This window comes from Rhizobium sp. BK661 (assembly GCF_024808825.1).
Lineage (GTDB): Bacteria > Pseudomonadota > Alphaproteobacteria > Rhizobiales > Rhizobiaceae > Rhizobium.
In genome coordinates, this window is sequence record NZ_JANTYT010000003.1 from 147,931 (window position 1) to 174,522 (window position 26,592).

The 26,592-nt window shown below is 60.4% G+C and carries 27 protein-coding genes; 12 read left to right on the top strand and 15 right to left on the bottom strand.

Annotation, left to right across the window (positions count from 1 at the left end; all coding sequences use genetic code 11):
* Nucleotides 1-203: 203 nt before the first annotated feature.
* Together FHX16_RS09500 and FHX16_RS09505 are read left to right on the top strand one after the other, a co-directional pair.
* Entirely contained in the window at nt 204-1,271 is a 1,068-nt protein-coding gene (locus tag FHX16_RS09500; protein ID WP_183861640.1) for an NAD/NADP transhydrogenase subunit alpha, read from the top strand.
* Between the two features lie 362 nt (nt 1,272-1,633).
* Nucleotides 1,634-2,680 carry a porin gene (locus FHX16_RS09505; protein WP_259127275.1) on the top strand — a complete coding sequence of 349 codons (1,047 nt, stop codon included), beginning with the start codon at nt 1,634-1,636 and terminating at the stop codon, nt 2,678-2,680.
* A 158-nt stretch (nt 2,681-2,838) separates the two neighbouring features.
* Here the strand turns inward: FHX16_RS09505 and FHX16_RS09510 are convergent, their stop codons facing one another.
* A complete protein-coding gene (locus tag FHX16_RS09510) occupies nt 2,839-3,333 on the bottom strand; it encodes an Rrf2 family transcriptional regulator (RefSeq protein WP_183861644.1) in 495 nt (164 codons plus the stop codon).
* A gap of 118 nt (nt 3,334-3,451) precedes the next feature.
* Complete coding sequence (locus tag FHX16_RS09515; protein WP_246712589.1) at nt 3,452-3,940, bottom strand: Lrp/AsnC family transcriptional regulator; 489 nt, start codon at nt 3,938-3,940, stop codon at nt 3,452-3,454.
* Nucleotides 3,941-4,066: 126 nt separating this feature from the next.
* On the opposite strand from FHX16_RS09515, the gene FHX16_RS09520 reads away from it, so the two are divergent.
* Together FHX16_RS09520 and FHX16_RS09525 are read left to right on the top strand one after the other, a co-directional pair.
* A complete protein-coding gene (locus FHX16_RS09520; RefSeq protein WP_183861646.1) occupies nt 4,067-4,819 on the top strand; it encodes a tryptophan 2,3-dioxygenase family protein in 753 nt (250 codons plus the stop codon).
* Between the two features lie 153 nt (nt 4,820-4,972).
* Nucleotides 4,973-5,599, top strand: a complete 627-nt coding sequence (locus tag FHX16_RS09525; RefSeq protein ID WP_183755533.1) for a hypothetical protein — start codon at nt 4,973-4,975, stop codon at nt 5,597-5,599.
* 69 nt (nt 5,600-5,668) lie between these two features.
* On the opposite strand, the gene FHX16_RS09530 is transcribed toward FHX16_RS09525, so the two are convergent.
* Entirely contained in the window at nt 5,669-6,697 is a 1,029-nt protein-coding gene (locus FHX16_RS09530) for a CorA family divalent cation transporter (protein WP_183755532.1), read from the bottom strand.
* A gap of 244 nt (nt 6,698-6,941) precedes the next feature.
* Between FHX16_RS09530 and FHX16_RS09535 the strand changes: the two genes are divergently transcribed.
* From FHX16_RS09535 to FHX16_RS09550, 4 genes are all read left to right on the top strand, one after another.
* Nucleotides 6,942-7,844: a universal stress protein gene (locus FHX16_RS09535; protein WP_183861648.1), complete on the top strand. Its 903-nt coding sequence runs from the start codon at nt 6,942-6,944 to the stop codon at nt 7,842-7,844.
* Nucleotides 7,845-8,029: 185 nt separating this feature from the next.
* Nucleotides 8,030-9,079 carry a nitronate monooxygenase family protein gene (locus FHX16_RS09540; RefSeq protein WP_183861650.1) on the top strand — a complete coding sequence of 350 codons (1,050 nt, stop codon included), beginning with the start codon at nt 8,030-8,032 and terminating at the stop codon, nt 9,077-9,079.
* A gap of 193 nt (nt 9,080-9,272) precedes the next feature.
* The gene (locus tag FHX16_RS09545) at nt 9,273-10,010 is read left to right on the top strand and encodes a response regulator (RefSeq protein ID WP_183861652.1); all 738 of its coding nucleotides are present in this window, start codon (nt 9,273-9,275) and stop codon (nt 10,008-10,010) included.
* Nucleotides 10,010-11,332 carry an ATP-binding protein gene (locus tag FHX16_RS09550; RefSeq protein WP_259127301.1) on the top strand — a complete coding sequence of 441 codons (1,323 nt, stop codon included), beginning with the start codon at nt 10,010-10,012 and terminating at the stop codon, nt 11,330-11,332. Before FHX16_RS09545 ends, FHX16_RS09550 begins: the two co-directional genes overlap by 1 nt.
* A gap of 126 nt (nt 11,333-11,458) precedes the next feature.
* On the opposite strand, the gene FHX16_RS09555 is transcribed toward FHX16_RS09550, so the two are convergent.
* The 8 genes from FHX16_RS09555 to FHX16_RS09590 all read right to left on the bottom strand — a co-directional run bounded on the left by FHX16_RS09555 (nt 11,459) and on the right by FHX16_RS09590 (nt 19,243).
* Nucleotides 11,459-11,875, bottom strand: a complete 417-nt coding sequence (locus FHX16_RS09555) for an organic hydroperoxide resistance protein (RefSeq protein ID WP_183861655.1) — start codon at nt 11,873-11,875, stop codon at nt 11,459-11,461.
* A gap of 281 nt (nt 11,876-12,156) precedes the next feature.
* Complete coding sequence (locus tag FHX16_RS09560; protein WP_183755526.1) at nt 12,157-13,209, bottom strand: alpha/beta fold hydrolase; 1,053 nt, start codon at nt 13,207-13,209, stop codon at nt 12,157-12,159.
* Nucleotides 13,210-13,464: 255 nt separating this feature from the next.
* Nucleotides 13,465-14,805, bottom strand: coding sequence for an acetamidase/formamidase family protein (locus FHX16_RS09565; RefSeq protein WP_183861657.1), 1,341 nt, complete (start codon nt 14,803-14,805; stop codon nt 13,465-13,467).
* Nucleotides 14,806-14,870: 65 nt separating this feature from the next.
* Complete coding sequence (gene maiA / locus FHX16_RS09570) at nt 14,871-15,503, bottom strand: maleylacetoacetate isomerase (protein ID WP_183861659.1); 633 nt, start codon at nt 15,501-15,503, stop codon at nt 14,871-14,873.
* Complete coding sequence (locus tag FHX16_RS09575; protein WP_183861661.1) at nt 15,500-15,715, bottom strand: hypothetical protein; 216 nt, start codon at nt 15,713-15,715, stop codon at nt 15,500-15,502. Before FHX16_RS09575 ends, maiA begins: the two co-directional genes overlap by 4 nt.
* 207 nt (nt 15,716-15,922) lie before the next feature.
* Nucleotides 15,923-16,663, bottom strand: a complete 741-nt coding sequence (gene msrA / locus FHX16_RS09580; protein ID WP_183861663.1) for a peptide-methionine (S)-S-oxide reductase MsrA — start codon at nt 16,661-16,663, stop codon at nt 15,923-15,925.
* 12 nt (nt 16,664-16,675) lie between these two features.
* The gene (locus tag FHX16_RS09585) at nt 16,676-18,436 is read right to left on the bottom strand and encodes a cytochrome c biogenesis protein DipZ (protein WP_183861665.1); all 1,761 of its coding nucleotides are present in this window, start codon (nt 18,434-18,436) and stop codon (nt 16,676-16,678) included.
* 129 nt (nt 18,437-18,565) lie between these two features.
* Complete coding sequence (locus FHX16_RS09590; protein ID WP_183861667.1) at nt 18,566-19,243, bottom strand: type 1 glutamine amidotransferase domain-containing protein; 678 nt, start codon at nt 19,241-19,243, stop codon at nt 18,566-18,568.
* A gap of 241 nt (nt 19,244-19,484) precedes the next feature.
* Between FHX16_RS09590 and FHX16_RS09595 the strand changes: the two genes are divergently transcribed.
* From FHX16_RS09595 to FHX16_RS09610, 4 genes are all read left to right on the top strand, one after another.
* A complete protein-coding gene (locus FHX16_RS09595; protein ID WP_183755519.1) occupies nt 19,485-20,417 on the top strand; it encodes a LysR family transcriptional regulator in 933 nt (310 codons plus the stop codon).
* A 140-nt stretch (nt 20,418-20,557) separates the two neighbouring features.
* Entirely contained in the window at nt 20,558-21,271 is a 714-nt protein-coding gene (locus FHX16_RS09600; RefSeq protein WP_259127307.1) for an SDR family NAD(P)-dependent oxidoreductase, read from the top strand.
* A 95-nt stretch (nt 21,272-21,366) separates the two neighbouring features.
* Entirely contained in the window at nt 21,367-22,002 is a 636-nt protein-coding gene (locus FHX16_RS09605; RefSeq protein WP_259127309.1) for a DsbA family protein, read from the top strand.
* A 36-nt stretch (nt 22,003-22,038) separates the two neighbouring features.
* The gene (locus FHX16_RS09610; protein ID WP_183755517.1) at nt 22,039-22,272 is read left to right on the top strand and encodes a 4-oxalocrotonate tautomerase family protein; all 234 of its coding nucleotides are present in this window, start codon (nt 22,039-22,041) and stop codon (nt 22,270-22,272) included.
* Between the two features lie 86 nt (nt 22,273-22,358).
* On the opposite strand, the gene FHX16_RS09615 is transcribed toward FHX16_RS09610, so the two are convergent.
* From FHX16_RS09615 to FHX16_RS09630, 4 genes are all read right to left on the bottom strand, one after another.
* A complete protein-coding gene (locus FHX16_RS09615) occupies nt 22,359-22,688 on the bottom strand; it encodes a hypothetical protein (RefSeq protein ID WP_183861673.1) in 330 nt (109 codons plus the stop codon).
* A gap of 174 nt (nt 22,689-22,862) precedes the next feature.
* Complete coding sequence (locus FHX16_RS09620) at nt 22,863-23,747, bottom strand: intradiol ring-cleavage dioxygenase (protein WP_114713614.1); 885 nt, start codon at nt 23,745-23,747, stop codon at nt 22,863-22,865.
* 7 nt (nt 23,748-23,754) lie between these two features.
* Nucleotides 23,755-25,509: an FAD-dependent monooxygenase gene (locus FHX16_RS09625; RefSeq protein WP_259127316.1), complete on the bottom strand. Its 1,755-nt coding sequence runs from the start codon at nt 25,507-25,509 to the stop codon at nt 23,755-23,757.
* A complete protein-coding gene (locus tag FHX16_RS09630; RefSeq protein WP_259127318.1) occupies nt 25,502-26,590 on the bottom strand; it encodes a branched-chain amino acid ABC transporter permease in 1,089 nt (362 codons plus the stop codon). The genes FHX16_RS09625 and FHX16_RS09630 overlap by 8 nt, the downstream gene beginning before the upstream one ends.
* Nucleotides 26,591-26,592: the final 2 nt, after the last annotated feature.

The window sequence follows — 26,592 nt, forward strand, 5'->3', positions numbered from 1 at the left end:
CGCGAGCAACCTTATTCGAAGTTACTCATGCAAGCTGCACACAGTATGCAATAAAATGAAAGACTTATCAGTAGTTGCGCGCGGGGAAAAATGATCGAAACTGCCCAAAATAAAATTACGAAACTGTCATAAAACTATGGAATAGACAGACTATATCGCTCGCGCGCCCACAGTCCCTGTTTACCCTTCTTTCAGAGCGATGAATGTCTAAGCTTATCCGAGTCCGTGCCGGGTTGCTTCGGGAAACACATCCCGGTGAGCGCCGCGTTGCGTTGACGCCGGATGACGTTGGGCGCCTTTCCGAGCGCATATCATTTCGTTTCGAGCCCGGCTGCGGCGTTGGCGCCGGCCATTCAGACGACGGCTACATTGCTGCCGGCGCAGAGCCCGCCGATTTTGCCGAGATGGCGTCCTCTTCGGATCTATTCGTGAGCGTGCGGCAGCCAATCGCCGCGCGAGTTTTCCCAGCGGCAGCGGTTCTGCTTTTCCTTGGCTCGAAACCGGGCCAGGTCGCCGTCCCGCTAGCCAGGCAACAGCCGCTCCATCTCGACATCGCCCGGCTTTCCGGGATGTCGGGCCAGAAGGGTGCCGATATTTCTTCGAGGCAGGCCGCCATCACGGGCCACGCGGCTGTCCTGGAGGCGGCGAGGCAGTTCGGCATTTCGCATCCGATGCTGTTGGCTGACGGAAGCTTCGTGCGGCCGGTTAAAATGGCCGCCTTGGGCAGCGACCCAGCAAGCCTGCAGGCACTGGCGACTGCACGTCGCCTCGGCGCCCTAACCTATGGCTTTGGCCTCGCGAAGGATTCGCAGGCAAAGATCGAGCGGCTTGGCGCTAAATTTCTCGGCACCTCTTCAGAGCAAGAACTTGCGCGGCTTCGTCAAGACCTCTCCGGTGCCTTGTCGAAGATGCAACTGATCACCACCAACATAATGTATCCCGGTCGCTCTGCCCCCGTGCTGCTTAACGAAGAGATGCTCTCACAGTTGAGCCCTGGAACGGTCATTGTGGATCTCGCCGCCGAAATTGGCGGGAATTGCGCGCTGACCAGAGCCGACGAGACGACCGACATCTTCGGCATTCGAATCATAGGTTCCACGACGCTTGCGAGCCAGGAAGCTGCCGAGGCGAGCCGCCACTTCAGTGACGGGCTGAGCAATCTGCTGGAACACTTGATCGACGCGCACGGCGCGTTGAGGCTCGACGGCGGCGATTCCGTCACGGCCGCCCTTCTCGATGAGAGGAGTCCAGCGAGGCACGCTTCGTTGTGATTCGGGGAGGGTTGAAGAAAGGATGGACGCAATCCCGTGGCGAAATGCTGCGACGCAGCATTATTGCCCAGATAACATCCATTACAAAAACGTGTTGAGTAACAACTGGTTATAGCCTGCGGTAGTAAATATGCTTTTGCGCGAGAGCCGATCGTTGCGTTTGCGCAACACCCAATTTCCGCCTTGCAGCAAAACTCAATTTTGACTGTATCTATTATTGATACATTTAATCGGAAATGTAATTTGGCGCCGCGGACGTACCGCGTTTCCCGCGAGGGCTTGTACGAAACAATTTGGGGTAGGTAGAGGCCGGTTTTCGGCAGTGATGACCTGTGCCCAATCGACAGAAGATTGGACTGAGAATGAACATTAAGATGATCCTTATGAGCTCGGCGGCGGCTTTGGCTGCCTTCTCGAGCGCCCAGGCCGCTGACGCCATCGTTGCTGCCGAGCCGGAGCCGGTTGAATACGTTCGCGTGTGCGACGCTTACGGCAGCGGTTACTTCTACATCCCCGGCACCGAAACCTGCCTGAAGATCAGCGGTTACATCCGTTTCCAGGTTAACGCCGGCCCGGACGCCGTCAACGGCAGTGTAAGCGGCAACCGGGGCGGTACGTCCGACTGGGATGCAGTGACCCGCGGCCAGGTTCAGTTTACCGCCAAGAGCGACACTGAATACGGCCCGCTCACAGGCGTGATCGTTCTGCAGCACAATGCTGACAACGCTCGTGATCAGAACGCGATCCTGGACTCCGCTTACATCGACATCGCCGGCTTCCGCGCCGGTCTGTTCTACAGCTGGTGGGACGATGGTCTCTCGGGCGAAACGGACGACATCGGCAGCAAGGTTACGCTGCACAACTCGATCCGTTATCAGTATGAAGCCACGGATTTCTACGCCGGCATCAGCGTCGACGAGCTGGAAGACAGCCCGTTCTACAACGGCGAAGTTCCGAACAACGTCGGCGTAGCAATCGGCATCGGCGGCAAGGCAGGCATCTTCTCCTACCAGGTAACCGCTGGTTACGACACCGACAACGAAGCCGGCGCTGTCCGCGCCATGGGCACCGTTGCCGTTGGTCCGGGCACCCTCGGTCTCGCAGCCGTCTGGGCGTCCGCTCCGGGCGCGTATTACTCTGCTTCCGAGTGGGCGATTGCCGCAGAATACGCTATCAAGGCCACCGACAAGCTGAAGATCACCCCGGCCGCTCAGTATTACGGCAGCTACGGCGTAGTTAACGCCGCTACCGACGCTGACTTCTCGGACAACGACGCTTGGAAGGTCGGTCTGACGGTTGACTATCAGATCGTCGACAACTTCTACGCCAAGGCAACCGTCAACTACCTCGACGGCGACAACATCGACGACGTGACGACGGGCTTCTTCCGCCTCCAGCGCGCATTCTAATCAAAAGCGGCGCCGCGTTTCCGCCTCTCTCTGTGGTTAAGGTCACAGGGAGTGGCAGCGCGGCGCCGCGCTTGAAAGTTTCTGATCAGATTGACCTCCGATCAGTTAGGAGGGGTGGCTCGGGTTCCCTGCCCGGCCGCCCCTTTCACTCTGTGAAACTATTCGGCGGCGTGACGATCGGGGGCAAGGCTCGCATCCGCCGGCTGCTCGTGGTCGACAGATTTCTTCGCCTCGAGGCGACGCAGCTCCGCGACGCTATCATCGATGGTCACTGAACCCAGCATGTCGACGACGGCCTGTTCTGCCCGATCGCAAAGAAACTCCGAGAGGTCGCCGATATTCTCCCCTACGAGCCCCTCGTGCGGAATATCGTGGCGGGTTGCCCAGATTTTCTTGTCGCCGGTCACGGCAGCATAGATCTCGCTGAGCAATATCTGGTCGCGCGGTCGCGCTAGGTTGATACCGCCCTTGCCGCCTTGGGCAGTGGCGAGAATGCCGCTTTCATTGAGCGGCTGCAACAGCTTGCGGACGAAGCTCGCGCTTGTATCAAGGCCCTGCGCAAGTGATTGGCTTGTGGTCCGGAGGTTTGCCTCTTCGTTGACGGCCACACTGATGACAATCTGTAGAGCAGTCGAAAAGCGGGTGTCGATCATGCTGTGCTGAGGCCTTGCGTCTGAAGCCGGTCACCACAGATATTTGCCGGGCAAATCCATTGTCAAGAACGAGAAATTGAAATCACGGCGACTTGACTGAAACGAAAGGCTAGCTCGATCAGCGTTTCGTCGATTGTGTGCGGCTTTGCGCAGCGGCGAACGAGATTTCGCCTTTGATCTCGCGCATTGCCATTGACGTGATCGTGCGCCTCACTCCCGGCAGGCGGCTCAATTCTTCCCGAAGCATCCTGTCCAGGGCCGCCATGTCGACCGCGACGATATGCAGGAGATAGTCGGCTTCACCGGTCGTTGCGTGGCAACGCCAGATGAGCGGGTGCCGGCGGACCGCGGCCTCAAACTCCTCCGACACTTCGAAATCGATCGAGACCTGAATGAAGGCTTCGATGCCGAACCCAAGCTTTGCGGGATCAAGCCGGGCCGCATATCCGCGAATGATGCCCGCATCTTCCAACGCTTTCACACGTTTCCAGCAGGGCGTTTTGCTGAGACCGACATGATCCGCCAGCGCGGCAAAAGAAATCCTGGCATCGGCCTCCAGCGCACCGATGATCTTTCGATCAAGCGCATCGAGTGTCATTTGTTCCATGAATCGCCTTCTATGTTGGCAGTCGTTCTGCACATCTCTGCATTTTGATAACAGAAAGGACCAATGTTCAAGTCAAAGCGCCTAGACTGGATAGTTGTAGGCCAACGACACTCCGGAGCAGCATTCATGAACAAGGAAGATTACTACGCCCGCATCGAAGCGCCCGACATGCGCGACTACGGCGTCTACCTGCAGTGCGACAGGCTGCTCAGCTGTCAGAAGCCCCTGGCGGAGATGGCGAATGCGGATGAGCTGCAATTCCAGATTGTCCACCAGGTTGAAGAACTTTGGATGAAGCTGATTGCCTATTCACTGGTCGACGTCATCGATTATCTGGAGAAGGAAAACACGCATCGCGTCGTGACGCTGATGGGCCGCGTCCACCGCCTGATGCGGATGATGACGGCGCAACTCGACCTTCTCGAAACGATGTCGCCCAAGGAATACCAGCAAGTCCGGCTTCAGCTCGGCAACGGCAGCGGTCAGGAGTCGCCTGGCTTCAAGCTCCTGCTACGAATGCCACCCGATCTCTGGCGAGCTTTCCAGGCCGCCTATCTCGACGGCCGGAATCTGACGATCGACGATATCTATGATGGCAAATACGACCACGGGGACAGCTATGTCGTCGCGGAGGCCCTGGTTGAATTCGACGAGCTGTTCCAGAAATTCCGCGCAAACCACCTTTACCTGATCCACCGCTCGATCGGCCTTGGCTCCAAATCGCTCAAGGGTCGCCCCGTCGAAATGCTGGAAGGCGGCGCTCGGCACCGGTTCTTTCCCGAGCTATGGGATATCCGCTGCACGATGACCGATCGCTGGGGTAGCCAGTATGGTGTCGTTCGTGGCTCGATCAGCCACCCGGAAGAGGCCGCGGAATAGACTGCGCTGACAGTACCAAAACCAGCCCACCGCGCCTGCCCCTCCCCTTGACCCTACCAAGGGGGATCGCCCTATCACGCGATTTCGATTTTACGCCGAGGTTTACCTGCAATACCCTTCGTCCCGGTAGAAATTCAACCAGGGAGAGACGCCATGAAACGCAGGTTTGCCTATATCGCGGCCCTTTTGGCCCTTTCGGCCGGCGCAGTCTACGCTCAGGACAACGCCATGAGTTTCTTCGTGACCAGTGTAAATCCGGGCAAGGGCGGCGATCTCGGCGGCCTCGCCGGCGCGGACGCATATTGCAACACGCTTGCCACAGCCGCCGGTTCGACCGGCAAGACCTGGAAGGCCTATCTGTCTACCGACGCTGAAAACGCCAAGGATCGCATCGGTTCCGGGCCATGGTATAACGCCAAAGGCGAAAAAATCGCCGACGACGTGGCCTCCCTGCACAGCGACAAGAACAACCTGACCAAACAGACCGCGCTTAGCGAGAAAGGTGCGGTCATCAACGGCCGTGGGGACACGCCGAACCGCCACGACATGCTGACCGGTTCAAAGGCTGATGGTACTGCGGCGCCTGAGACCTGCGGAAATTGGACGATGGGCGGCGAAGACGGTGTCGCGATCGTGGGCCATAGCGACCGGACGGGACTGAACGACTCGGCGGAAGCCAAATCGTGGAACTCGTCGCATCCGACACGCGGCGGCTGCACGGTGAAAGCCTTCAACGGGACCGGAGGCGACGGCCTGTTCTACTGCTTTGCATCGAATTGATCGGCGCGGCATTGCGGGTGGCGCATGCTCACAACCCGCAATGCCATTCGCACCTGACGCGACCACTGCCTAAAGCCAACCGATCCGTCGAAGCACCCAAAGCGTTGCAATGGAGGTGATCGTCACAAACGCCACGATGATGACGAATGCCCAGGTGTCATTGACCCCCGGAATACCTCCGACATTCATCCCGAACAGGCCGGCGACGACGCTAGGCGGCAGCAGCAGGGCGGCCAGCGCCGCCAGCCGATTGGAATTTCGCGCGATACGCTCACTGATCACTGTCGAGAGGTCGTCGTGGAGGATCCCCGTGCGGTCCCGGATCGCATCGAGGTACTCAATGAACCGCATCAGCTTGTCGATCACCTCACGCATCCGCAGCTTGTCACGCTCGAGCAGCCACGGCGCGTCGTCGTGTTCGATGCGGTTTAGTGCGTCGCGCTGCGGTGCCAGATAGCGGCGCAGCTGCACGGAACGCCGGCGCAGTAGCTTGAGACGCTCGCGCACCTCGCCAGCCTCACCGTGAAAGATCATGTCGTCGAGCTCATCCACTTCCTCGTCCATCGAGTCGAGCACCGGCTCCAAGTCACGGACAAGCTTGTCGCCGATCAGCGCCAACAGGTCTCCGGTGCGCTGTGGACCCTTGCCCTTCTCGAGGGCGAGGCGGATGTCGCGAAGTGCCGTGATATAATGTCCGCTGTCTCGAAGTGAGATGACCTTGTTGACGTCGACCCACAGGTGAAGCGGCACGAGATCGATGTCGGTCCTCTCCTCCGGTTCCTCGTCGGGGGCGGTCGCACATACGCCCCGAAGGATGATCAACAGGCCGTCATCGACAGGCTCGACACGCGGTCGCGTCTCCTCTTCGAGCAGGGCTTCCGTCACGAAGCTATCGAGGCCGCTTTCCTTCTTGACCCAATCGGCAGCTGCCGCATGGTCACGCTCGAGATGCAGCCAGATGATCCCGTCTTCCGGTTTCCATCGCCGCGCCTCAGCAATGTCCAACTGCGTGCAACCGCCACAGCCGTTCAAAAGCAGGGCGAAACGCAATCCGGGTTCCGCGCCGTAGCTCAGTTTTGGGATAACTGGCGTTTCCATCGCGCGCCCTACATGGCCAGAGGGAACAAAAAATGCAGCCAACACAAAAGCTTGCCGCAACAGATTCTAGCAGGTCGCAATCAAGGCGCAAGACCGCCGGAATTGGCGTCGCGACCGGTCTCGGCACTGGCTTTGGCGCTTAAAATAGATCGCCTTTGGGCGCCAAGACGATTTCAACACCGATCAGATTGGCGTATTGTTCCAGGGGTAGATTTTTCAGGCCGATCCACGAAGGAGGGCCACAGTGATCACGACAACGACCGACGGCAACTGGTCAAAAGGCTTCAACCCGCCTGATCCAGCCGCCGTGCCGCGCAACGTTCGTGATCTCACCGAACATGCCGATATCGTTGTGCTATTGCCCGATCCCGCCTCGGCACAGTCCTGCCTCGATCTGGCCGACGATGCGGCTGATGCGGTGCAGGACAGCATCGCCGCCGTCCATATCGGCGCCGATCCGCTGGCGATGCTGGTCTCAGCCGAGGAAATCGAATTGCAGATGCTGCGGGACCTGGACGAAGGCTCGCCGCACGAGCGGTTCGAGCGCGTCAAACAGCTGTTCGACGAATGGAAACTGAGCGCGCCGCACCGGCAAAGCCTGGTGCTTGGCGACTACCAGGGCGACCTCCGCCGCTGCGTGGGCAGCGTCTGCCGGAACGCATCACTTGTCGTCACTCCCTATCGGGGCAATCTCGATGCCCGTGATGTTTTCCATAACGTCCTCTTCCATGAGGGTAAGCTCGTGCTCATCCCGCCGGCCAATGGTTATCGCGGACGTCTGCTTGACCACGTGCTGATCGGCTGGAAGCCGCACGACCACGCACGGCGCACGATCGTCGCCGCCAGGCGCTGGCTTGCCGCTGCCGACCGCATTACGGTGCTCTGCGTCGACGACAAGCCGAACAGGCACTACGAAACCACCGCCAGGGAAATCTGCCGCCAGATGGGGCTCGATGCGGAGATCGTCGTGACCTCCTCAACAGGCCGCTCGGTCGGCAACACCATCCTCGACTTTGGTGCATCGGTGAATGCCACCTGCATTCTGACCGGAGCCTTCAAGCACGGCTATCTGCTCGAACTGCTTCTCGGCCGCGTCACCTATCGGCTGCTCTCCCACGCTACAGTTCCCCTGCTGATGAGCCACTAGCGCCAGCGTCGTGCCGTCCGCGATCGCTCCTCCGCCCTCGCGGCTGAAGTCAAGCTCCTTGTGAAAGCAAGACAATAGGCGCAAATAATCGCCGGACCGGCAGCCTGCGGCATTCCTCAGGCCTGTCCGGACAGCATAACCTGCCAAACCGACGAATTCCCCAGTGCTGGACAAGGAGATCGGACGTGCCAACAGAAGTCGACAGCGAACCCCTTCGCCAGCTCGGATTGAAATATCCCCTTATTGTCGCGCCAATGGCTGGCGGCCCCTCAACGCCGGAACTGGTGGTAGCAGCATCGGTTGCCGGCGCGCTGGGCTCCGTCGGCGCCGCCTACTCCAATCCCGCCACGATCGTCGAATTTGCCGACAAGGTCCGACAGCGCACAAACAAGCCCTTCGCGATCAACCTCTTCATTCCCCACCCCGCTCCAACGGTCGATCCGGCTGCGGTGAAGCGAGCGATTGCCGCCACTGCCGGCTATCGCTCAGAACTCGGGCTAGCGTCCCCACAGTTCTCCGCACCGTTCGAGGAGGATTTCGACGCCCAGTTCGAAGCCGTCCTAAAGATCCGGCCAGCTGTATTCAGCTTCGTCTTCGGCGTATTGGCAGCCGAACATACGAAAGCCGCACGAGAAGCCGGCATTCTGCTGATCGGGACCGCGACCTCACTCCAGGAAGCGCGGGCCCTCGAAGACAGCAATGTTGACGCGATCACGTTGCAAGGCTTCGAGGCCGGCGGCCATCGCGGCATCTTCGAGCCCGACGCCGCCGATCCGGAAGTCCGACTTCACGACCTTCTCGCTCAATGTAGGGGAAAGGTGCACGTGCCGTTGATTGCAGCAGGCGGCATCATGACCGCTGCGGACGTTCGCGCCGCCCTCGTCGCAGGCGCTCAGGCGGTTCAGATGGGAACGGCTTTTCTGGCAGCGCACGAGGCGGGAACGTCGGCCCCTTACAGGTCGGCACTCAGTGCGCCAAAGCGACAGACCCGAACGACGCGTGTCTTCTCCGGTCGATTCGCTCGAGGCATCGAGAACCGTTTCATGGAGGAGATGACGCCGAAGATGGACGCTGTCATGCCGTTTCCCGCCCAGAACAAGTTTACGCGCGACCTGCGTGGCGCGTCAGCAGCAAGGGGCTCGGCAGATTTCCTGTCGCTGTGGGCAGGAACCGGAGAAGGCGAGCTTTGGCAAGGCTCGACCACCGAACTGATCGACAGCCTGTTTGCCAAGTAGCTGCCAGCCAAGCATATCAGCAATGGCGACGTGAGCGATTTCCATTACTTACCAGGCGAAATGAACGTGCGGACATCGTATCAAAATGTATCTCAAGGTTGGCTGGATACAGCGCCATGCAAGCCATGAGGCGATAAACACACGGCGGACACATCAACGGCGTCACTAGCAGAAAAATCACGGAGATCGCGCGATGGAGCACATCGACCACATCCTGATCGTCGATGACGATCGCGAAATAAGGGAGCTCGTATCGAGCTACCTGAAGAAGAATGGCCTGCGCGTAACCGCAGTCGCTGACGGGCGGCACATGCGCTCCTTTCTCGAAGCAAACTCCGTCGATCTGATCATCCTCGATGTCATGATGCCGGGCGACGACGGCCTCGTGCTTAGCCGCGAGTTGCGTGCCGGACGACACAAGGCTGTTCCCATCGTCATGCTGACAGCACGCACAGACGAGATGGACCGCATCATCGGTCTGGAGATGGGTGCGGACGACTACCTCGCCAAGCCGTTCTCGGCGCGGGAGTTGTTGGCCCGCGTCAAGGCTGTCCTTCGACGCACGCGCATGCTACCGCCGAACCTGCAGGTGTCGGAAGCCGGCCAACTGCTGAGTTTCGGCCAATGGAAGCTCGACACGACGGCACGCCACCTCATCGATTCAGACGGGACGGTGATCGGCCTCAGCGGTGCCGAATACCGGCTGCTTCGCGTCTTCATCGACCACCCCCAGCGCGTGCTCAACCGCGATCAGCTGCTTAACCTGACACAGGGCCGCGACGCCGAGCTCTTTGACCGTTCGATCGATCTTCTCGTCAGCCGCGTCCGCCAGCGTCTTGGCGACGATGCCCGGGAACCGACCTATATCAAGACTGTCCGCAGCGAAGGCTATGTCTTCTCCATGCCGATCGAGATCACCGAGGCCCGCTGATGGCGACACACGCCTTTCTGAATGGATTTCGCCTATGGCCGCGCACCTTGGGGGCGCGGCTATTTCTTATCCTGCTTGCCGGGGTAGCGATCGCGCATACCATGTCGTTCACGGTGCTGTTTTATGAACGATACGCGGCCGCCAAGTCCGTCATGTTCAACACGCTCGAAAACGACGTTGCAACGTCGATCGCCATTCTCGATCGGCTGCCGGCCGACGAACGAGCCGATTGGCTCGATCGTCTTGATCGAGGCAGTTATAGTTTCGTGCTGGGAGCGGGCCTGCCCGGCAATCCGGCGCTCGACGCACGCACCACCGAGATCGCTTCCATGGTTCGGGCGGCGATCGGTGCAAAATATCCCATCGAGGTGGAGACCGTTCCCGGCAACACCCTGAGGCTCCAGGCACATCTGACCCTGAGCGATGGCGCGCCGTTGACGATAGACATCAACCCGCATGGCGTCATGCCGTTGGCCGATTGGCTGCCCTACGTGTTGGCCGCGCAGTTGGCTTTGCTGGTGCTTTGCAGCTGGTTTGCGGTCCATCAGGCAATTCGTCCTCTCGTCAACCTCGCAAAAGCAGCCGATACGCTCGATCCGAATGTGAAAGCCCCTCGCCTCAGCGAAACGGGACCGAGGGAAGTCGCCTATGCCGCAACCGCCTTCAACGCAATGCGCGAGCGCATTGCCCAATATCTGGAGGAACGTGTGCAGATCCTCGCGGCAATATCGCACGATCTGCAAACGCCGATCACGCGCATGAAGCTGAGGGCGGAGATGGCCGAGGATTTCGGCGACAGGGACAAGCTGATGCAGGATCTCAGCGAGATCGAACGTCTCGTCAAGGAAGGCGTCGCCTATGCTCGCAGCGCCCATGGCAATGTCGAAAAAGCCTCGCGCATTGACCTTTCTTCGTTCATCGAGAGCCTCGTCTACGATTACCAGGATACCGGCAAGGACGTGACGATCACAGAGATGAGCGGCGGCGCCATCATGACCCGACCGCACGCCTTGAGACGAGTTCTGACCAATCTCATCGACAACGCGCTTAAGTTTGGTGGCAGCGCCGAGATCGAGGTACTGCGCCGTACCGATAGCGACGTGGTCGTTAGAGTGCTCGATCGCGGTCCCGGCATCCCCGAAGATCAATTGGAAGCTGTCCTCAAGCCCTTCTTCCGTCTCGAGCAATCGCGCAACCGCGACACTGGCGGGACTGGCCTCGGCCTCGCCATTGCCGTCCAACTGGTCACAGCGATCGGCGGATCGCTGACGTTGCGTAATCGCGACGGCGGCGGCCTCGTCGCCGAAATCGCCATCGGCTGAACGGCGGTTGAACCGCCTCGCACATCGGTGACATGCTGCTCGACCAGAAAAAAGCGGCAGCCCTTTGCGGCTGCCGCTTCTCAACATCACGTCCCGCCTGACGGGGGCATCGTTTTTCTTATCTCGTCAGACGAGGTTTATGGTGACGTTGATATTGCCGCGCGTGGCCTTGGAATACGGGCAGGTTTGATGCGCCGCATCGACAATCGCGCGAGCAGTTTCGTGATCGACGCCGGGCAGGCTGACGTTTAGGCGCGCCTGAAGTGCGTAACCGCCTGTATTGCTGCAGAGATCAACTTCGGTGTCGACCGCGAGATCGGTCGGAAGCGCAACGGCAAGGCTCTTCGCAGCAAAGCCCATCGCGCCGATGAAGCAGGCGGACCAACCGGCGGCGAACAGTTGCTCGGGGTTCGTTCCTTGTCCCGCGCTACCTGGTGAGGAAAGCTTGACATCGAGGCGGCCGTCGGAGCTACGCGATGCGCCATCGCGGCCGCCGGTCGTATGCGTCTTTCCGGTGTAGAGTACTTTCTGATTGTCGCTCATGATATTCTTCCTTTCGATAGAATGAACGGCTCGCTGCCGAGACGCAGATGGCGTCCCGCACGTGTCTGGAATGTTTCGTCGCGGTGCTAAAATGTAGCCAACTGCCGCGGAAACCTGATCCCGATACAATGTGATACGAACGGCCCGGCCGCTTCTTGGCGAGGCAATGGGCGCTCGAAACCAGACCTGGCGAAAGTGCATTGAAACGCCAACGCCGAGTGCAATGTCTGGAATGGAGGGATGTGGGGAGCCGCTTGCCGCGACCACCCCAAGGTGACCGGTTAGAGCCGGTCGACGTCGACCACGGCCTGTGCAAAGGCCTGCGGCGCTTCCTGTGGCAGATTGTGACCAATGCCGCCGGTAATCAGCCGATGCTCGTACTTGCCGGAGAACTTCTTGGCATAGGCAGCCGGCTCGGGATGGGGGGCACCGTTGGCATCGCCCTCCAGCGTAATAGTCGGTACGCCGATGACAGGGAACTTCGCGAGCCGCGCTTCGAGCTCATCGTACTTCTTCTCACCCTCGGCCGCGCTGATGCGCCAACGGTAGTTGTGAATGGTAATGTCGACGTGATCGGGGTTTTCGAATGCGGCAGCGCTGCGATTGAAGGTCGCATCATCGAAGTTCCATTTCGGCGATGCAAGCTGCCAGATCAACTTGGCGAACTCGCTGCGGTACTTCTCATAGCCCGCGCGGCCACGATCCGTGGCGAAGTAGAATTGATACCACCAGGCAAGCTCCGCCTTCGGCGGCAAGGGTGCCTTGTTTGCTTCCTGGCTACCGATGAGATAGCCGCTGACGGAAACCAGGGCCTTGCAGCGCTCGGGCCAGAGGGCGGCGATAATGCAGGCCGTGCGGGCTCCCCAATCGCAACCGGCAATCAGCGCCTTTTCGATCTTCAGCGCATCCATGAGCGCAACGATATCGGCGGCAATCGCCGACTGCTGGCCGTTGCGCATCGTCTTGTCCGAGAGGAACCGTGTTGCGCCGTAGCCGCGCAGATAAGGCACGATGACGCGATAGCCTGCGGCGGCAATCAGCGGTGCAACATCGACATAGGTATGGATATCGTAGGGCCAACCATGCAGGAGAATGACAGGAGGCGCGTCGCTCGCGCCCAGCTCGGCGTAGCCGACATTGAGCAGACCTGCGTCGATCTGCTTGATCGAGCCAAATGAGGTATTGGTGCCTGGCGCGATGGTGGGGATTCGAGCAGCCGCCGGCGCCGCGGCCTGAGCAACGCTCGTGCCGATTGCGCCAAATTGCGCGGCGGCAACGGTCAGCGCTGCCACGCCCACGAACCGCCGTCTTTGTTGATTGATTTCCTCTGCCATCACTGCTCTCCGATCTGTGTTAAAGACATCTGCATAAATCACTACCTGTGTGTATCAAATGTGTGTCCTATACCTGGAATTGAAAGCCAATGTAGGTATCGGTCTAGCGATACATTGGTATACATTCGCGCACTTTCGTGAGCAGTTCGCGACAACCCAGGCTTGCTGAAACAAGATTGGCCGGGCCAACGACATGACCCGACCTCAAATATCGCTGCGACCGGCATTGCCGGCGCATTTTGTCAGCGGATGACTTCAGGCACTGGCGGACGGAATGTTGTAAACACCCCGCGCGAACGCGCCGATACCCTTGGCGTCCAGCAAGTTGAGCGGTGCCCGGAACGTCACCCTGGCCACGCCGGGGTGACGGCCGATTTCGATGGCGCCGGCCAATGTGGCACGGTTCATCACTTCGGGGACGGTGATCCCCAGGAGTTCGGCGGCCCGTTCAAGGCCATTCGTGGTGGCATCGTTCAGGTTTGGACCGGTGCCGATGAAGCAGACGGGCGCATCGTCCTCGACCTTTCGCACCCCGTGCTTGCGGGCAAGCGCCTGGACCCTTGTCCGCTCGGCTTCGTCGAGCGGGCGCGCCAGAAACGGCACGTCATCGAGAACCGGAAAAAGGATGGGCCCATCGATGTCGAGCCCCTTGATGACATGCACCTCAAGGGTGACCGTTCCAGCCACGTCACACGTATGACCAGCGATCTCGCCGTCTCCCTGCAGCGCGTGCATATCGCCCAGATAGATGCCACCACCGGGAACCTTGACCGGGCAGATCAGAACGGCTCCTTCGCGGACCGTGTTCACGTCGAGGTGGCCGTCCGTCTTGTGCTCGGCGATCTCCTCTGCGGTCAGCGCGTAGATGTGGGGCGCATGATCCAGGAACGCGCCGAAATCGCCGGCATTGTGCGAGTCCGGCATGGCCTTCGACGGCGTGGTCCCCAACTGCCCGAGAAAAGGCCGCAAGCGCGTGGCGATACCAATGAGATCAGCCGGCGCGAAAGTCAGGATAGGATGCTGGATGGACGCATCCGGTAGCGCCATCAGGCGATCGGCATCTTCCGCGAAGGCTTCCGCCTCGGCCTTGCCCACCGTCAGACCGACCTGTCGCTCGTCGTCGAACGCGATCGTATAGCCATTGGTAAAGGTAAACGGTGACGCATCCGCCCCACATGCTTCGCAACGGATCGCCGTCGGCCCGATGCCTTCGACACGCGTGCGCGGCCACTCCACTCCGCAACCGGGGCACACGGCCGCACAGAACGGATCGCCGTTGAACCGGCCCACCATTGGCTCGTCGTTGCCGGATGCCGTGGCCGACGAGGTCACGACAATCGAGCGGATGCGGATGGCAATCGCGTCACCTACCTCCGCACCTGCCACCGCGACCGGGCGCGTCACCTCATGTCCTCCGCGAATTTCCGGCGTGATCATCGGACCCCAGCACCCGGGAGCGGTGTTGGCAATGATCGTGCCGCCATCGGCGACCGGCCCGAGCATCGGTGCCGCTGGGTCCAGAATGCCGTTGGTCAACTCGTTGACGAAAATCGTCTGCGATCCGATTTTTGGATACTGTTTTGCTTTATCAAGCATTTAGATTCCTCCTGTTGAATCTATCAGTGAGCGACTTGCGAGGGACGTTTAAATTCGGCGAATGCTCATGTTCGCGGCACGGGGCCGTTGTCGACAAAGGCCGGGATCTCGCGAAGGCTGGCGACAATAGTCGCTATGCGCGGCCATTGATCGAGGGAGAGGCTGTTCCTCTCAGCGTTCACGGCTTGCGGGAACAGGCAGATATCGGCCACCGTTGGAATATCGCCAACCGCGTATTTGCCGGTTGGTCTCCGCCGAAGAAGTTCTTCGACCGCCGTCAAGCCGACGCCGATCCAGTGGCGGCTCCAGTCCGCGACATCCGCCGACCCAACGCCAATCGCACTCAAGTGCGCGGTCACCCGGGGCGGAAGAAGTGGATGGATGTCGGCGGCGATCGCCAAGGCGACGGCCCGCGCAAAGGCGCGATCCTCAAGCCTGCCCGGCAGCAGCGGTGGCTCTGGGTAGCGTTCGTCCAGATATTCGATGATTGCCAGGGACTGTGTCAGCAGCACGCCCTCGTCGGTCAGCAGGGCGGGAACGAGTCCCTGCGGATTGACCTGCAGATATTCGGGCTTCCGATTGACGGCATCGGCACCAAGGATGCCGATTGTCTCGCGCTCAACGTCGAGCCCCTTCACCGCCAGCGCGATCCTGACGCGCGACGCCGCCGACGAGATCTTGTCCTCGAACAATTTCATTGCCGATCTCCTCGGTCGTTCAAGCTTTCGGGCGTCGCCTTGGCCAAGACAGTATCCGCGCTCTGCGCGAATTGCTTTGCGCCCGCATCGGCTGAAGGCGACAGTAGCGAGAAGAGCGCTGCAATCGGAGGCGGCTCGCCTGGAGCGCTGTCCCAGGCGCATGGTACGGCTGCCAGCGCAAGCATGGCGAAGGAAGTGACTAGAAGGCGCATTGCTTTCTCCTCAATTGCTTGACCCATCTGGGCCAACTCCCGGAAAATTCTGATCTTCCGGCGAGAACTCGAGCGTGACGACCGCGCGTATCCCGCATGTGTTCGAATCCCCGAAGAACTGTATCGTTGTGTAGGTGCGGCCTGGTCGCGGCCGGTCCAGGCCGCAATGTCGCGGGAGAAATATCCCGCGACATTGCCGCGGCAAAATCAGCCCGCCTGTTCTGCGGCAAGAACGGGACGCTCCCGATACTCTTCCGGGAAAAGCCGCTTCAGCGCCTCAATCTTTGGCTGCTCATAGACGTACACATAGGGCTGGTTGGGATTGTTGTAGACATAGTCCTGATGATAGGCCTCGGCACGATAGAACGTCTTCCCGACCTCGATCGAGGTCGCGATCGGGCGAACAAAAGCACCCTCGCCGCGGAGCTGAGCGATGTAGTCGGAGGCGACCTTCTCCTGTTCGTCGTTCAGCGGAAAGATTGCCGAGCGGTACTGCTTTCCGGCGTCGGGACCTTGCTGGTCGACCTGTGTCGGATCGTGAACCACGGAGAAGAAGATCTGCAGCAACTGACCGTAGCTGACCTGCTGCGGATTGAAGACGATCTCCACTGCTTCCGCATGACCGGTCTGCCCGGTCTCGGTCATCTCGTAGGTGGCTGTCGCGGCACTCCCGCCTGCGTAGCCTGCCGTCGCGCTGACAACCCCGGCGACATGTTGGAAAGCGCCTTGGACACCCCAGAAGCACCCGCCGGCAAGGACCAGCGATTGTGTAGCTGGGGTCGCGGCGACATCGTGGAGGACCGGAGGAACGCGCCTGGCCTCTTCCGCTGCCGCTCCGCCACTTAGCTTGAGCACAAGACCGCCGCCTCCGATCACGGCAAGGGTCACAATGCCTAGCTTTCCGATGGAGCCAAGCAACGACGAACGAGTTTTTTCTCGATGTTTCATGATCTTATCCTTTCATCCGAAGGTGAATACGAAGGCTTCGACACCGGGATCGAGGAAATGGATCTCGAACGTCCGCTCCCGCACCTCTCCCGACTGGCGCACCAGCTGGTAGAGCCGCGTTTCGGAAACCGTGCCATTGCCGTCTGCATCGATATCCGAGCCATGATCGGCTCCCGGTGCGGCCCCATCGACCTTCACCTGAAAGCGGACCTTCTTGCCGTCCGCCCCGGGTCCGAGGACCAGATGGAGATCTCGGGCACTGAACCGATATGTGATGCCGCCGCCAGCCTGATCGAGTGAGGCCTGCTCTCCGCCGACGGTCCACTTTCCGGTAAGCCCCCATTCGTTGAGGCCCGGCTCACCGACGGTGTAGTCGCGAGCGGCATCTGCCTTGACTCCTTCCGGCGAGATGAAGTTGGCAGCTCGGAGATAGCCGATGTAGGATTCTCCCGACTGCAGTCGGGCAAGGTCGGGCGCCGCCTCGGCACCCTTGGCGTCAGGCGCGACGGTGGCCGCATCTGCCTTCTTGCTACCTGCTGCTTCGGCCAGCAGATCCTGGATGACCCGTTCGGACTGCTCGTAGTCTCCTTCACCGAACTGGGTGTGCCTGATCTGGCCCTTCGCGTCGATGAAGTAGTGGGCCGGCCAGTAGTTGTTGGCGAACGACCTCCAGATCTTGAAGTTGTTGTCGATCGCGACAGGGTAGCCGATCTGGAACTTGTCGATTGCCTGACGGACATTGTCGATCCGCTTCTCGAAGGCGAACTCGGGCGAATGGACCCCGATCACGACCAGTCCCTGGTCCCGATACTTCTCCGCCCAGGCCCGAACGTAGGGGATTGTCCGAATGCAGTTGATGCAGGAGTAGGTCCAGAAGTCGACGAGAACGACCTTGCCGCGCAATTCTTCCGCGGTGAGCGGCTTGGAATTCAACCATTCTACGGCACCGTCGAGCGACTGCAGGCGTCCGAGGACGGGCAAATCGCTCTGGTATCCCTTCCGCGCATCGTTCGCGGCAAGTTGCATGGCATTGCCGCCCGGCTCTGCAACACCGCTCGAACCATGCAGTTTGTCCAGCAGCGACTGTTCGATGCCGGCACTGCTGGCATAGGAGAGACGCGACAGCAGTCCGGTATCAAGCCCAAGGGCAATGGCGGTAACGCCGGCCAGCACGGCTATACCAAGACCCTGGCGCAGACGCTCGCCAACGCCGAGCGATCGCTTCATCGCCGCAAACACCTTCTCCCCGGCAAGAACAGCCATCGCCAGCGAGGTCGCGGCACCTGCCGCGTAAGCGGTCAGCAAGAGCGTTGTCTGAACGTTCGCCCCCTGGAGGGCGGCACCGGTCAGGACCAGTCCAAGGATCGGGCCGGCGCAGGGCGCCCAGAGAAGGCCCGTTGCAACGCCGAGAAGGAAGGAGGTGCTGACGCCACCCTTGCCGCTCGCCTGCTGCGACAGGCGGCTGCCAAGGGCGACGGCTGGCCGCGTCACGACTGCCGCGATGCGCGGCGAGAGCAGCGTCACGCCGAAGCCGGCGATCAGCGCGATGGCGGCATATCGACCGATTTCGTTGGCGTGCACCGCCCAGCTGCCGCCGACGGCAGCAAGCGTTGCCACGCCCGCGAAAGTCACGATCATGCCGACCAGCATCGGCAGGATGCTTCTCGCAAAGGGCTGGCCTGCCCGCGACAGAACGAAGGGTAGGACCGGAAGGATGCAGGGGCTGACGATCGTCAGGGCCCCTGCAAGGTAGGCAATAAGGAACAGCAGCATAGTCATCCCCTGCAGTTGACCGATGCTTACGCATTGGTCGTTGATGGTGGCTGCAAGGGACCAGCCCGAAGTATCTCCGTTGTGTCGCTTTCCGCCCGATTTGTATCAGAATGCAAGCGGCCGGGCGGTTCAGGAGTTCAGGAGCTTCAGCAGTTTCTTCGCGGCCGAGCCTGATGAAGCCGGGTTCTGCCCCGTGATCAGCCGCCCATCGACAATCGTAAAATCGACCCAATCGGCGGCCTTCTCGTAATGCCCGCCCAGACGCTTCAATTCATCTTCGACGAGAAAGGGCACGACTTCGGTGAGATGGACAGCCTCTTCCTCGCTGTTTGCAAAACCGGTGACACGCTTGCCCTTGACCAACGGCTGCCCCTGGTAGGTTACCTTTTTCAGAACCCCGGGTGCGTGGCAGACCAAGGCGATCGGCTTGCCTGCAGTGTAGAAGCTTTCGATAAGGGCAATCGAGTCCTCGTCATTGGCGAGATCCCACATCGGGCCGTGTCCGCCGGGATAGAAGACTGTATCGAAACCATCTGTCTTGACCCCGCTGAGCCGCACCGTGTTTGCAAGCGCCCTTTGCGCCGCTGGATCGCCCTTGAAGCGCGCCATCGCCTCTGTCTGATTGGCTGGTTCGTCACTCTTCGGATCGATGGGAGGCTGCCCGCCTTTCGGAGATGCAAGGGTTACCTCGGCGCCGGCATCCTTGAACACGTAGTAGGGTGCGGCAAATTCCTCCAGCCAGAAGCCGGTCGGCTTGCCGGTGTTTCCGAGCTTATCATGCGAAGTCAAAACCATCAGGATCTTCATCGTCAGTTTCCCTTTGTTGAGCAACCATAAGACGTGGCTGGCATCTCACTTTGCCCGAACGTGAGCATGGCGCGTTGCAAGGCTTTGCCCCCTGAAAACCCGATCCTTCGAACCACCGCCGGGCCCATCCACAGATAGCGCACTGGCTCAGGCTTTCCTGGTTTCATCCCCGATATTTACTTCCGTCCAATTTCGGGTGAATACTCGCCGCCGGGCAATCACTATTCCGCGAGGCGGCACAATGGATCGCATCGACGCAATGAAGGTGTTTGTGACGGCAATTGACGAGGGCAGCCTCGCCGGCGCCGCCCGCAATCTGAAGCGATCGCCAACAGCGGTCAGCCGGGCGCTAAGCTTTTTGGAGGCGCATGTTGGTGTCGAGTTGCTGCATCGGACCACTCGAACGCTGAAGCTGAGCGAGGCGGGCCAACGCTATGCAGCAGCCTGCCGGCGCGTACTGGTCGATCTTGAAGAAGCCGACATGCTGGCGGGCGGCGAGCGCGCGGCTCCGCGCGGAACTCTGACCATCTCCGCACCACCGATCCTCGGCGAAGAGGTCCTGCGCCCTATACTGGACGACTTCCTCAACCTTCACCCGACCGTCTCTGTCCGCTTTCTCATGCTGGATCGCTTCGTCAACCTGGTCGATGAGGGCGTCGACCTCGCGGTGCGTATCGGCCACCTGTCGGACTCTTCGCACGTCTCCACCCGTCTCGGTGGCGATGTGCGACGCGTCGTGGTCGCCTCCCCCCGCTATCTGGCAGCTCATCCGCGCATCGACGAGCCGGGCGACGTGGCAAAACATCAGATCATCGCGTTCAGCAACTTCGGGCTGGATTCCTGGAGTTTCATACCGGCGAAGGGGACCACCATCCCCAGGGTCGTGCATTTCACGCCGCGCTGTATCTTCAACAGCGTTCGCGCTGCCGCGGCATCGGCGGCTGCAGGCGGCGGCCTGACGAGACTCTATTCCTACCATGTCGCATCCTACGTGCGCGACGGTCAGCTGAAGATCGTGCTCGCGGACGCGGAACACCCGCCCTTGCCTGTGCATCTGCTCGCACCACAAGGCCGCATGTCCGTGCCCAAGGTCCGCGCCTTTGTGGACTTCGCAACGCCGCGGCTGCGTTCCGAGTTCGCGCGCATGGCAACAGCGGCTGGTATGCTCGCCTGATTGTGCCGAAATACGGTTGATTGTTGATCAATCAACGTCAATTCTCTCAATGATCGGATGGATCTAAATCAAATGCACCAACGCCGAGGGCGTAGGGCGGCCAGCAACTGAAAGGCCGCTGCACTTGAAAGGATCCCATCATGAGCACGGAACAGAAGGTCGCCATTATCACCGGCGCATCACAAGGCATCGGCGCAGCATTGGTTCGAGCCTACCGCGACCGCAACTACCGCGTCGTCGCCACCTCACGCTCGATCGAGCCTAGCTCCGACACCGGCATCATCGCCGTACCCGGGGATATCAGCAAACCGGAAACTGCCGAACGCGTCGTCCGCGAAGCACGCGAGCGTTTCGGTCGCATCGACACATTGGTGAACAATGCCGGTGTCTTTCTTGCCAAGCCGTTCACTGAATTCACCGAAGACGACTACAACCACAACATGGGCGTCAACGTCGCCGGTTTCTTCCACATCACGCAGCGCGCGGCGACCGAAATGCTGAAGCAGGGCTCCGGTCATATCGTCAGCATCACGACGAGCCTAGTGAACCAGCCTATCGCAGGGGTCCCGGCCGCCCTCGCCTCTCTGACGAAGGGAGGGTTGAACGCTGTTACCCAGTCGCTGGCTATCGAATACGCAAAGAGCGGCGTTCGCGTTAACGCAGTCTCGCCGGGCATCATCAAGACCCCGATGCATCCGCAGGAAACGCACGCAGCACTCTCCACACTGCATCCGGTAGGCCGGATGGGCGAGATTCGCGATATCGTCGATGCCGTCCTTTATCTCGAGGGTGCGAGCTTCGTCACTGGCGAGATCCTCCACGTCGATGGCGGCCAGAACGCCGGTCGCTGGTAGGCCGGGCGCCCCGGCTCGGCCGGACCAATTTTATTCCGCGACTGCGAGCCCGGACGGCCGCAGTCGCCGTCGAGACAAAGCTCAATAGGTGAAAAATGAAACTGGTGTTGGTCGCCGATCCAATGTGCTCCTGGTGCTATGGCTTCGGAAAGGAAATGACGGCCCTGCAGGAGCGTCATCCCGACATGTCGCTTGAGATCGTCGTCGGAGGCTTGCGCGCCGGTGCGACCGACGTGCTTGATGATGCCGGCAAGCGTTTTCGCTTGGAACACTGGGCAAGGGTGGAACAGGCGAGCGGCCTGCCGTTCAATCGGGACGGATTGATGGCCCGTCAGGGCTTCGTCTATGACACCGAGCCCGTTTGCCGGGCGGTCGTGGCGGCGCGTATTCTCAAGCCGGAAGCCGATCTGTTGCCGGTCTTCCGCGCCATCCAGCACGCATTCTACGTCGATGCCCTCGATACGACCGATGGTGCGGTCCTCGCGCAAGTCGGTGCCGAGGCTCTGAGCGCTGCCGGTTATCCCATCACACAGGACGAGTTCCTCACGGTGTGGCAAGCCAAGAGCACGATCGATGCTACTGCTTCCGATTTCGTCAGGGCGCGATCTATGGGAGTATCGAGTTTTCCGACTTTGTTTCTTTCTGACCAAGGCAAACTGCACCGGATTGGCAACGGATATGCCCATGTCGACACATTGGAGCAGGAGATTGGCGCCCTGCTCGCAGCATAGCCACCCTCAAGTTCAACCTCCAGAAAGGAGACTGCAATGCCCATTGTTACCGTACAAGTGACCCGCGAAGGAACGACGCCCGACCGCACTTCGGTCACCGCCGAGGAAAAGGCCGCGATCATCAAGGGCGTCAGCCAGGTATTGCTCGACGTCCTCAACAAGCCTCTTGAATCGACCTATGTCGTCATCGAGGAAGTCGATCTCGACAATTGGGGCTGGGGTGGACTGCCGACCGCGCAGTATCGAAAACAGCGAGCTGCAAAGTCTTGAAAAGCGAGACCCGCTGTCGGATACCGGCGGCGGGTTCGTTCGGCCTCCTCCTTCGACCGGTCGCCCGCGCCGGTAGGCCCTCTCAGTCAACGCGCCGGCTGACTCTGCTGAAGATCTTGAAATCCGACCTCGGGGCACCCGCGCACATTGGCGAAAGTGATCTCGCGGCGATCACCCCACCCTGTCAGCCCTCGCAGCGTCAGAACATTCTCGTCGCGATAGACGAGATCCGTGCGGTAGATGCCGGCGCGTCGGGCCCTGTTGGTCGCTTGACTGACGTTACAGGTGCCCTCTGATGGCTCCACGTGCCAAGTGCTCGTACCCCTGCCATCGGGATTCCAGCCGTCCGCGGCACCTGCCACAACCGGTAGCAAGGCTGCGAAAGTCAACAAGGTTACACGGAACGCGGCTTTCATGATCCCTACCCGGTTGCGCTACACTGGAACGCTCCGCGCCAAGATAGACGGACTGTGGCGCAGCGCAATCGCGTCGGGGCGACCCACACGCCATCTACAGACAAAAGGTACCGGACTCGTGCGGCAGCGTTGATGATTGGTTAACGTCGCCGCACAGTCGTCTGGCTGATCACCTCATCGCTTCGCCCGAGCAAGCACGAAGTCGTGCTTCACCTCCCAGAAGTCGCCGGCAAACTGATACTGTTTCGAGCGTTCGGCATCGGTTGTTCGGCGAAATTCGGCGAGCAGGCTTTCCTTAACGCCAAACACCGCATCCGAGTCGATGTAGGGATCGTCGGGATCGAAGATGTGCGTGATCAGTGTTTCGAAGCCGTCTGCCTTGATGATGTAGTGCAGATGCGCGGGTCGATTGGGGTGGCGCCCTAGCGCCTTCAGCATCTGCCCCACCGGACCATCGTAGGGGATCGGATAGTATTTTGGCTTCACCGCCCGGAACCAATAGTGCCCGTCCGGCCCGGTCCGGAACACGCCGCGCAGATTGAAGTCCGGCTGAATGCCCTTCTGCTGGACATCGTAGAAGCCCTCGTCGTTGGCCTGCCACACATCAAGGACCGCGTTGGCGATCGGCCGTCCATCGGTATCCAGTATCCTGCCTTCGATGACCATGTCCTCGCCCTTCTGGTCGAGGCAGATGTTCGCACCCATCGGCAGCTCGGGTGCGTCGGCAACATGAAACGGGCCGAGTACCGTGCTTTCCGAGGCACCCGACGGTTTGCGATTGTTGATCGCATCGACCAGCATCGACACCCCGAGCGTGTCGGAAAGCAGGATAAACTCCTGCCGCCACTCGTTGCACATCTGCCCCGTGCGCGTGAGGAAGAGAATGGCTTGCATCCACTCATCCTGTGTCGGCTCGATCTCCTTCACTGCTTCGTGGAGTTTTCGGGTGATGACCTCCATCACCTGTTTCAGGCGTTCGTCCTTGGCGTTCTTGTTACGGCCGGTCACGACCGCCACCGAATCTTCTTCCGTGAAGAAGCCCTTTTCATGCGCTTCCATGTTGCTCTCACTTATCAAGAATGGATTTCAGGACGCGGCGCAATTCGGCTTCCGGATTGGAAACCATCTCGTCCGCGCGCCAGGCGACGTGGTGGTCGGGACGTACCACAATGGCGCCGGAATCCCGCACTTCTCGCGCGTTGGCCCACTCGCCAACGAGATCCTGCCATTGCTGGCGCGGTCCGATGACGTGCGTGGTGATCCGGATGTTGAACTCCTTCGCGAGCACCTTAGCGGCAGCAGCCCAGCCGTCACCGCCAATGCCGGTCAGGATGGTGAAGGTGCCGTGGCCGGTCAGATCGAGGGTCGAAGCTTTCTCGCCGCTCTGATTGAACAACCAGGCGTGCGGCAATCGAGCGCCGGGCCATGTTGTTGGCTGATAGTGCAGCTCCGGATCCTTCGCAAAGGCGGGTTCGGGTCGGCCGTCCGCTACAATGCCGGCCGACTTGTAGCGCTGGTTCATCTCGACGCCATGCGCATCGAATTCATAGACCTTGTAGGCAATCGCATCGCGGATCGCCTTACGCTGCTTTTCCGCGTCTGGCGTGTCCTGGCAGCGCGCATCCATATTCTCTTGCATCTTAACGGGATCGACCGAGTCCAATAGGCCAAGCGCCTTGAAGATTGGGCCGAACTCTTCAATCGACTTGTTCGCCCGCGTCACGATCTGCTTGGCGACAGGCGCACGTTCGGCATTGTAGCTATCAAGCAGTCCCGACCCGGCCTGTCCCTTCAGGACCATCGACAGCTTCCATGCGAGGTTGAAGGCATCCTGAATTGACGTATTGGAGCCCAGCCCGTTCGACGGGGGGTGGCGATGCGTCGCGTCGCCCATGCAGAAAACGCGTCCGTTCGACATCGTCGTCGCGTACATGTTGTTTACGGTCCAGGTTGACACCGACTTGATCTTTGGCTGAAGCTCCTGATCCCCGACGAGTTCGCGCACAACCTTGATGGCGAAATCCTCGGTCACCTCAGGCGCCGGCTGGTTGATGTCGTAACCCCAGACAATCAGCCATTCGTTCCACGGCCGCACCATGCGCACGAGCCCCATGCCGATGCCGCCGACATCAGCGCCCGGCTGCAGCACCCAATAGAGCACGGAGGGCCGATGTGCGACATGGCGCGACAGATCAGCCTCGAACAATATGTTCATCGAGCCGCCGACGCCCATCTTGCCTTCGAAGGCAAGGCCCGCATGTTCCGCCACCTTCGAATTGCCGCCGTCGGCGCCAACCAGGAACTTGGATCGGACGGTAAATTCCTTACCGGTCAGCCGATCAAGACAGGTGGTCGTGACACCATCGGCATCCTGTTCATGGCTGATATATTCGCACGACATGCGCGCCTGCGTGCCGCGCGAGCAGGCAGTCTTGAAGAGCAGCGGCTCCATGAAGGTTTGCGGCAGGTCGTTCATCAGGCTCGGTGAAGAGAGCTGATGCTCGGCACGAGACAGCGGATGCTTACCCCAGCTCTTCATGCGGCCGATTTCCTCACCGGTCAGCGAGGTGCAGAAGACGTTCTCGCCCATCAGGTCCTGCTCTGCGGCAAACATGTAGGCTTCATCCTCGACGTCCCGACCGAGGTCGCGCAGGACCTCCATCGTACGCTGATTGGTGATGTGGGCGCGCGGCGTGGTCGCAAGCCAGCGATAGCGATTGATCACCATGTTCTCGACGCCGTAGGTCGACAGCAGCGCCGCGGTTGCCGAGCCTGCCGGGCCCGTTCCGATGATGAGTACGTCCGTTGTGATATCAGCCATTTGGCCCTCCTATCTTCTTGTGTTCGAGAGGTCCGCCTTTGAGGATACGGCGAACCGGAAACAGCTGGATGCCGGTGCGATCGGAGAACAGCCCCCACAACCCGCGCGGGGCGAGCAGCATCGTGACGATCGCAACCAGGCCGAGGATCAGGAGATACCAGGAGCCATAGCCGGCAAGCAGGTTTTGCAGCAGGAAAAAGACGATGACGCCGACGATCGGGCCTTCGACTGTGCCGATGCCGCCGATGACGACGATAAAGATCACGTAGGCGGTCCAGTCGATCACCGAGAAGGCGGCGTCCGGGGAGATGCGCTGCTTCTGGACATAGATCAGCGCTCCACAGCAGCCGGTCAGAAATGCCGCGGTCAGGTAAACCATCGTCTTCATCCGACGGGCATCGACGCCAACGGCTCGGGCCGCTTGCTCATTGTCGCGAACTGCGGCAAGGCCCAGCCCATGTCGTGAGCGCAGCAGCCAGTAGATGGCTCCGATCGTCAGCAACGCGAGCACAAGCGCAAGCCAGTAGGTCAGCGCATCGCCGGCCTCCGCCGACTTCATGCGGAACAAGGATTTCAACAAATCGATGCCGATCATGTCGCGCGTCGCATCACGGGGGAGCGAGGTGCCGGTGCCACCGCCAAGCGCCTTCCATTGCGCAAAGAGCAGACGCCCCACCTCGGCGATGACCCATGTGCCAATGGCAAAATAGGGACCGTAGAGGCGAAAGGTGAAGAAGGCCGTCGGTGCCGCAACGATTGCCGCGAAGAACCCGGCGACGGTGACCGCCGCCACCGGGTCGAGCCCGAACAGGCTGACCAGCGCAAACATCGCGTAGGCCCCAGATCCGACGAAGAGCTGCTGGCCGACCGAAATCAGACCAGCATATCCGGCAAGCAGATTCCAGCATTGTGCCAACACGAGCATCGTAAGGATGAAGAACAGGTCCTGGACAGCGCCCCGCGACACCAGCAGTGGCGCTAGAAAGGCGAGGATCACGACGACCGCCGCGATGACGGCGAATGCCGCGGAGGCGCCGGTGCGGGTCTCAACTTTGAAGGCTGGTGCTAGCAACTGTTCCATGA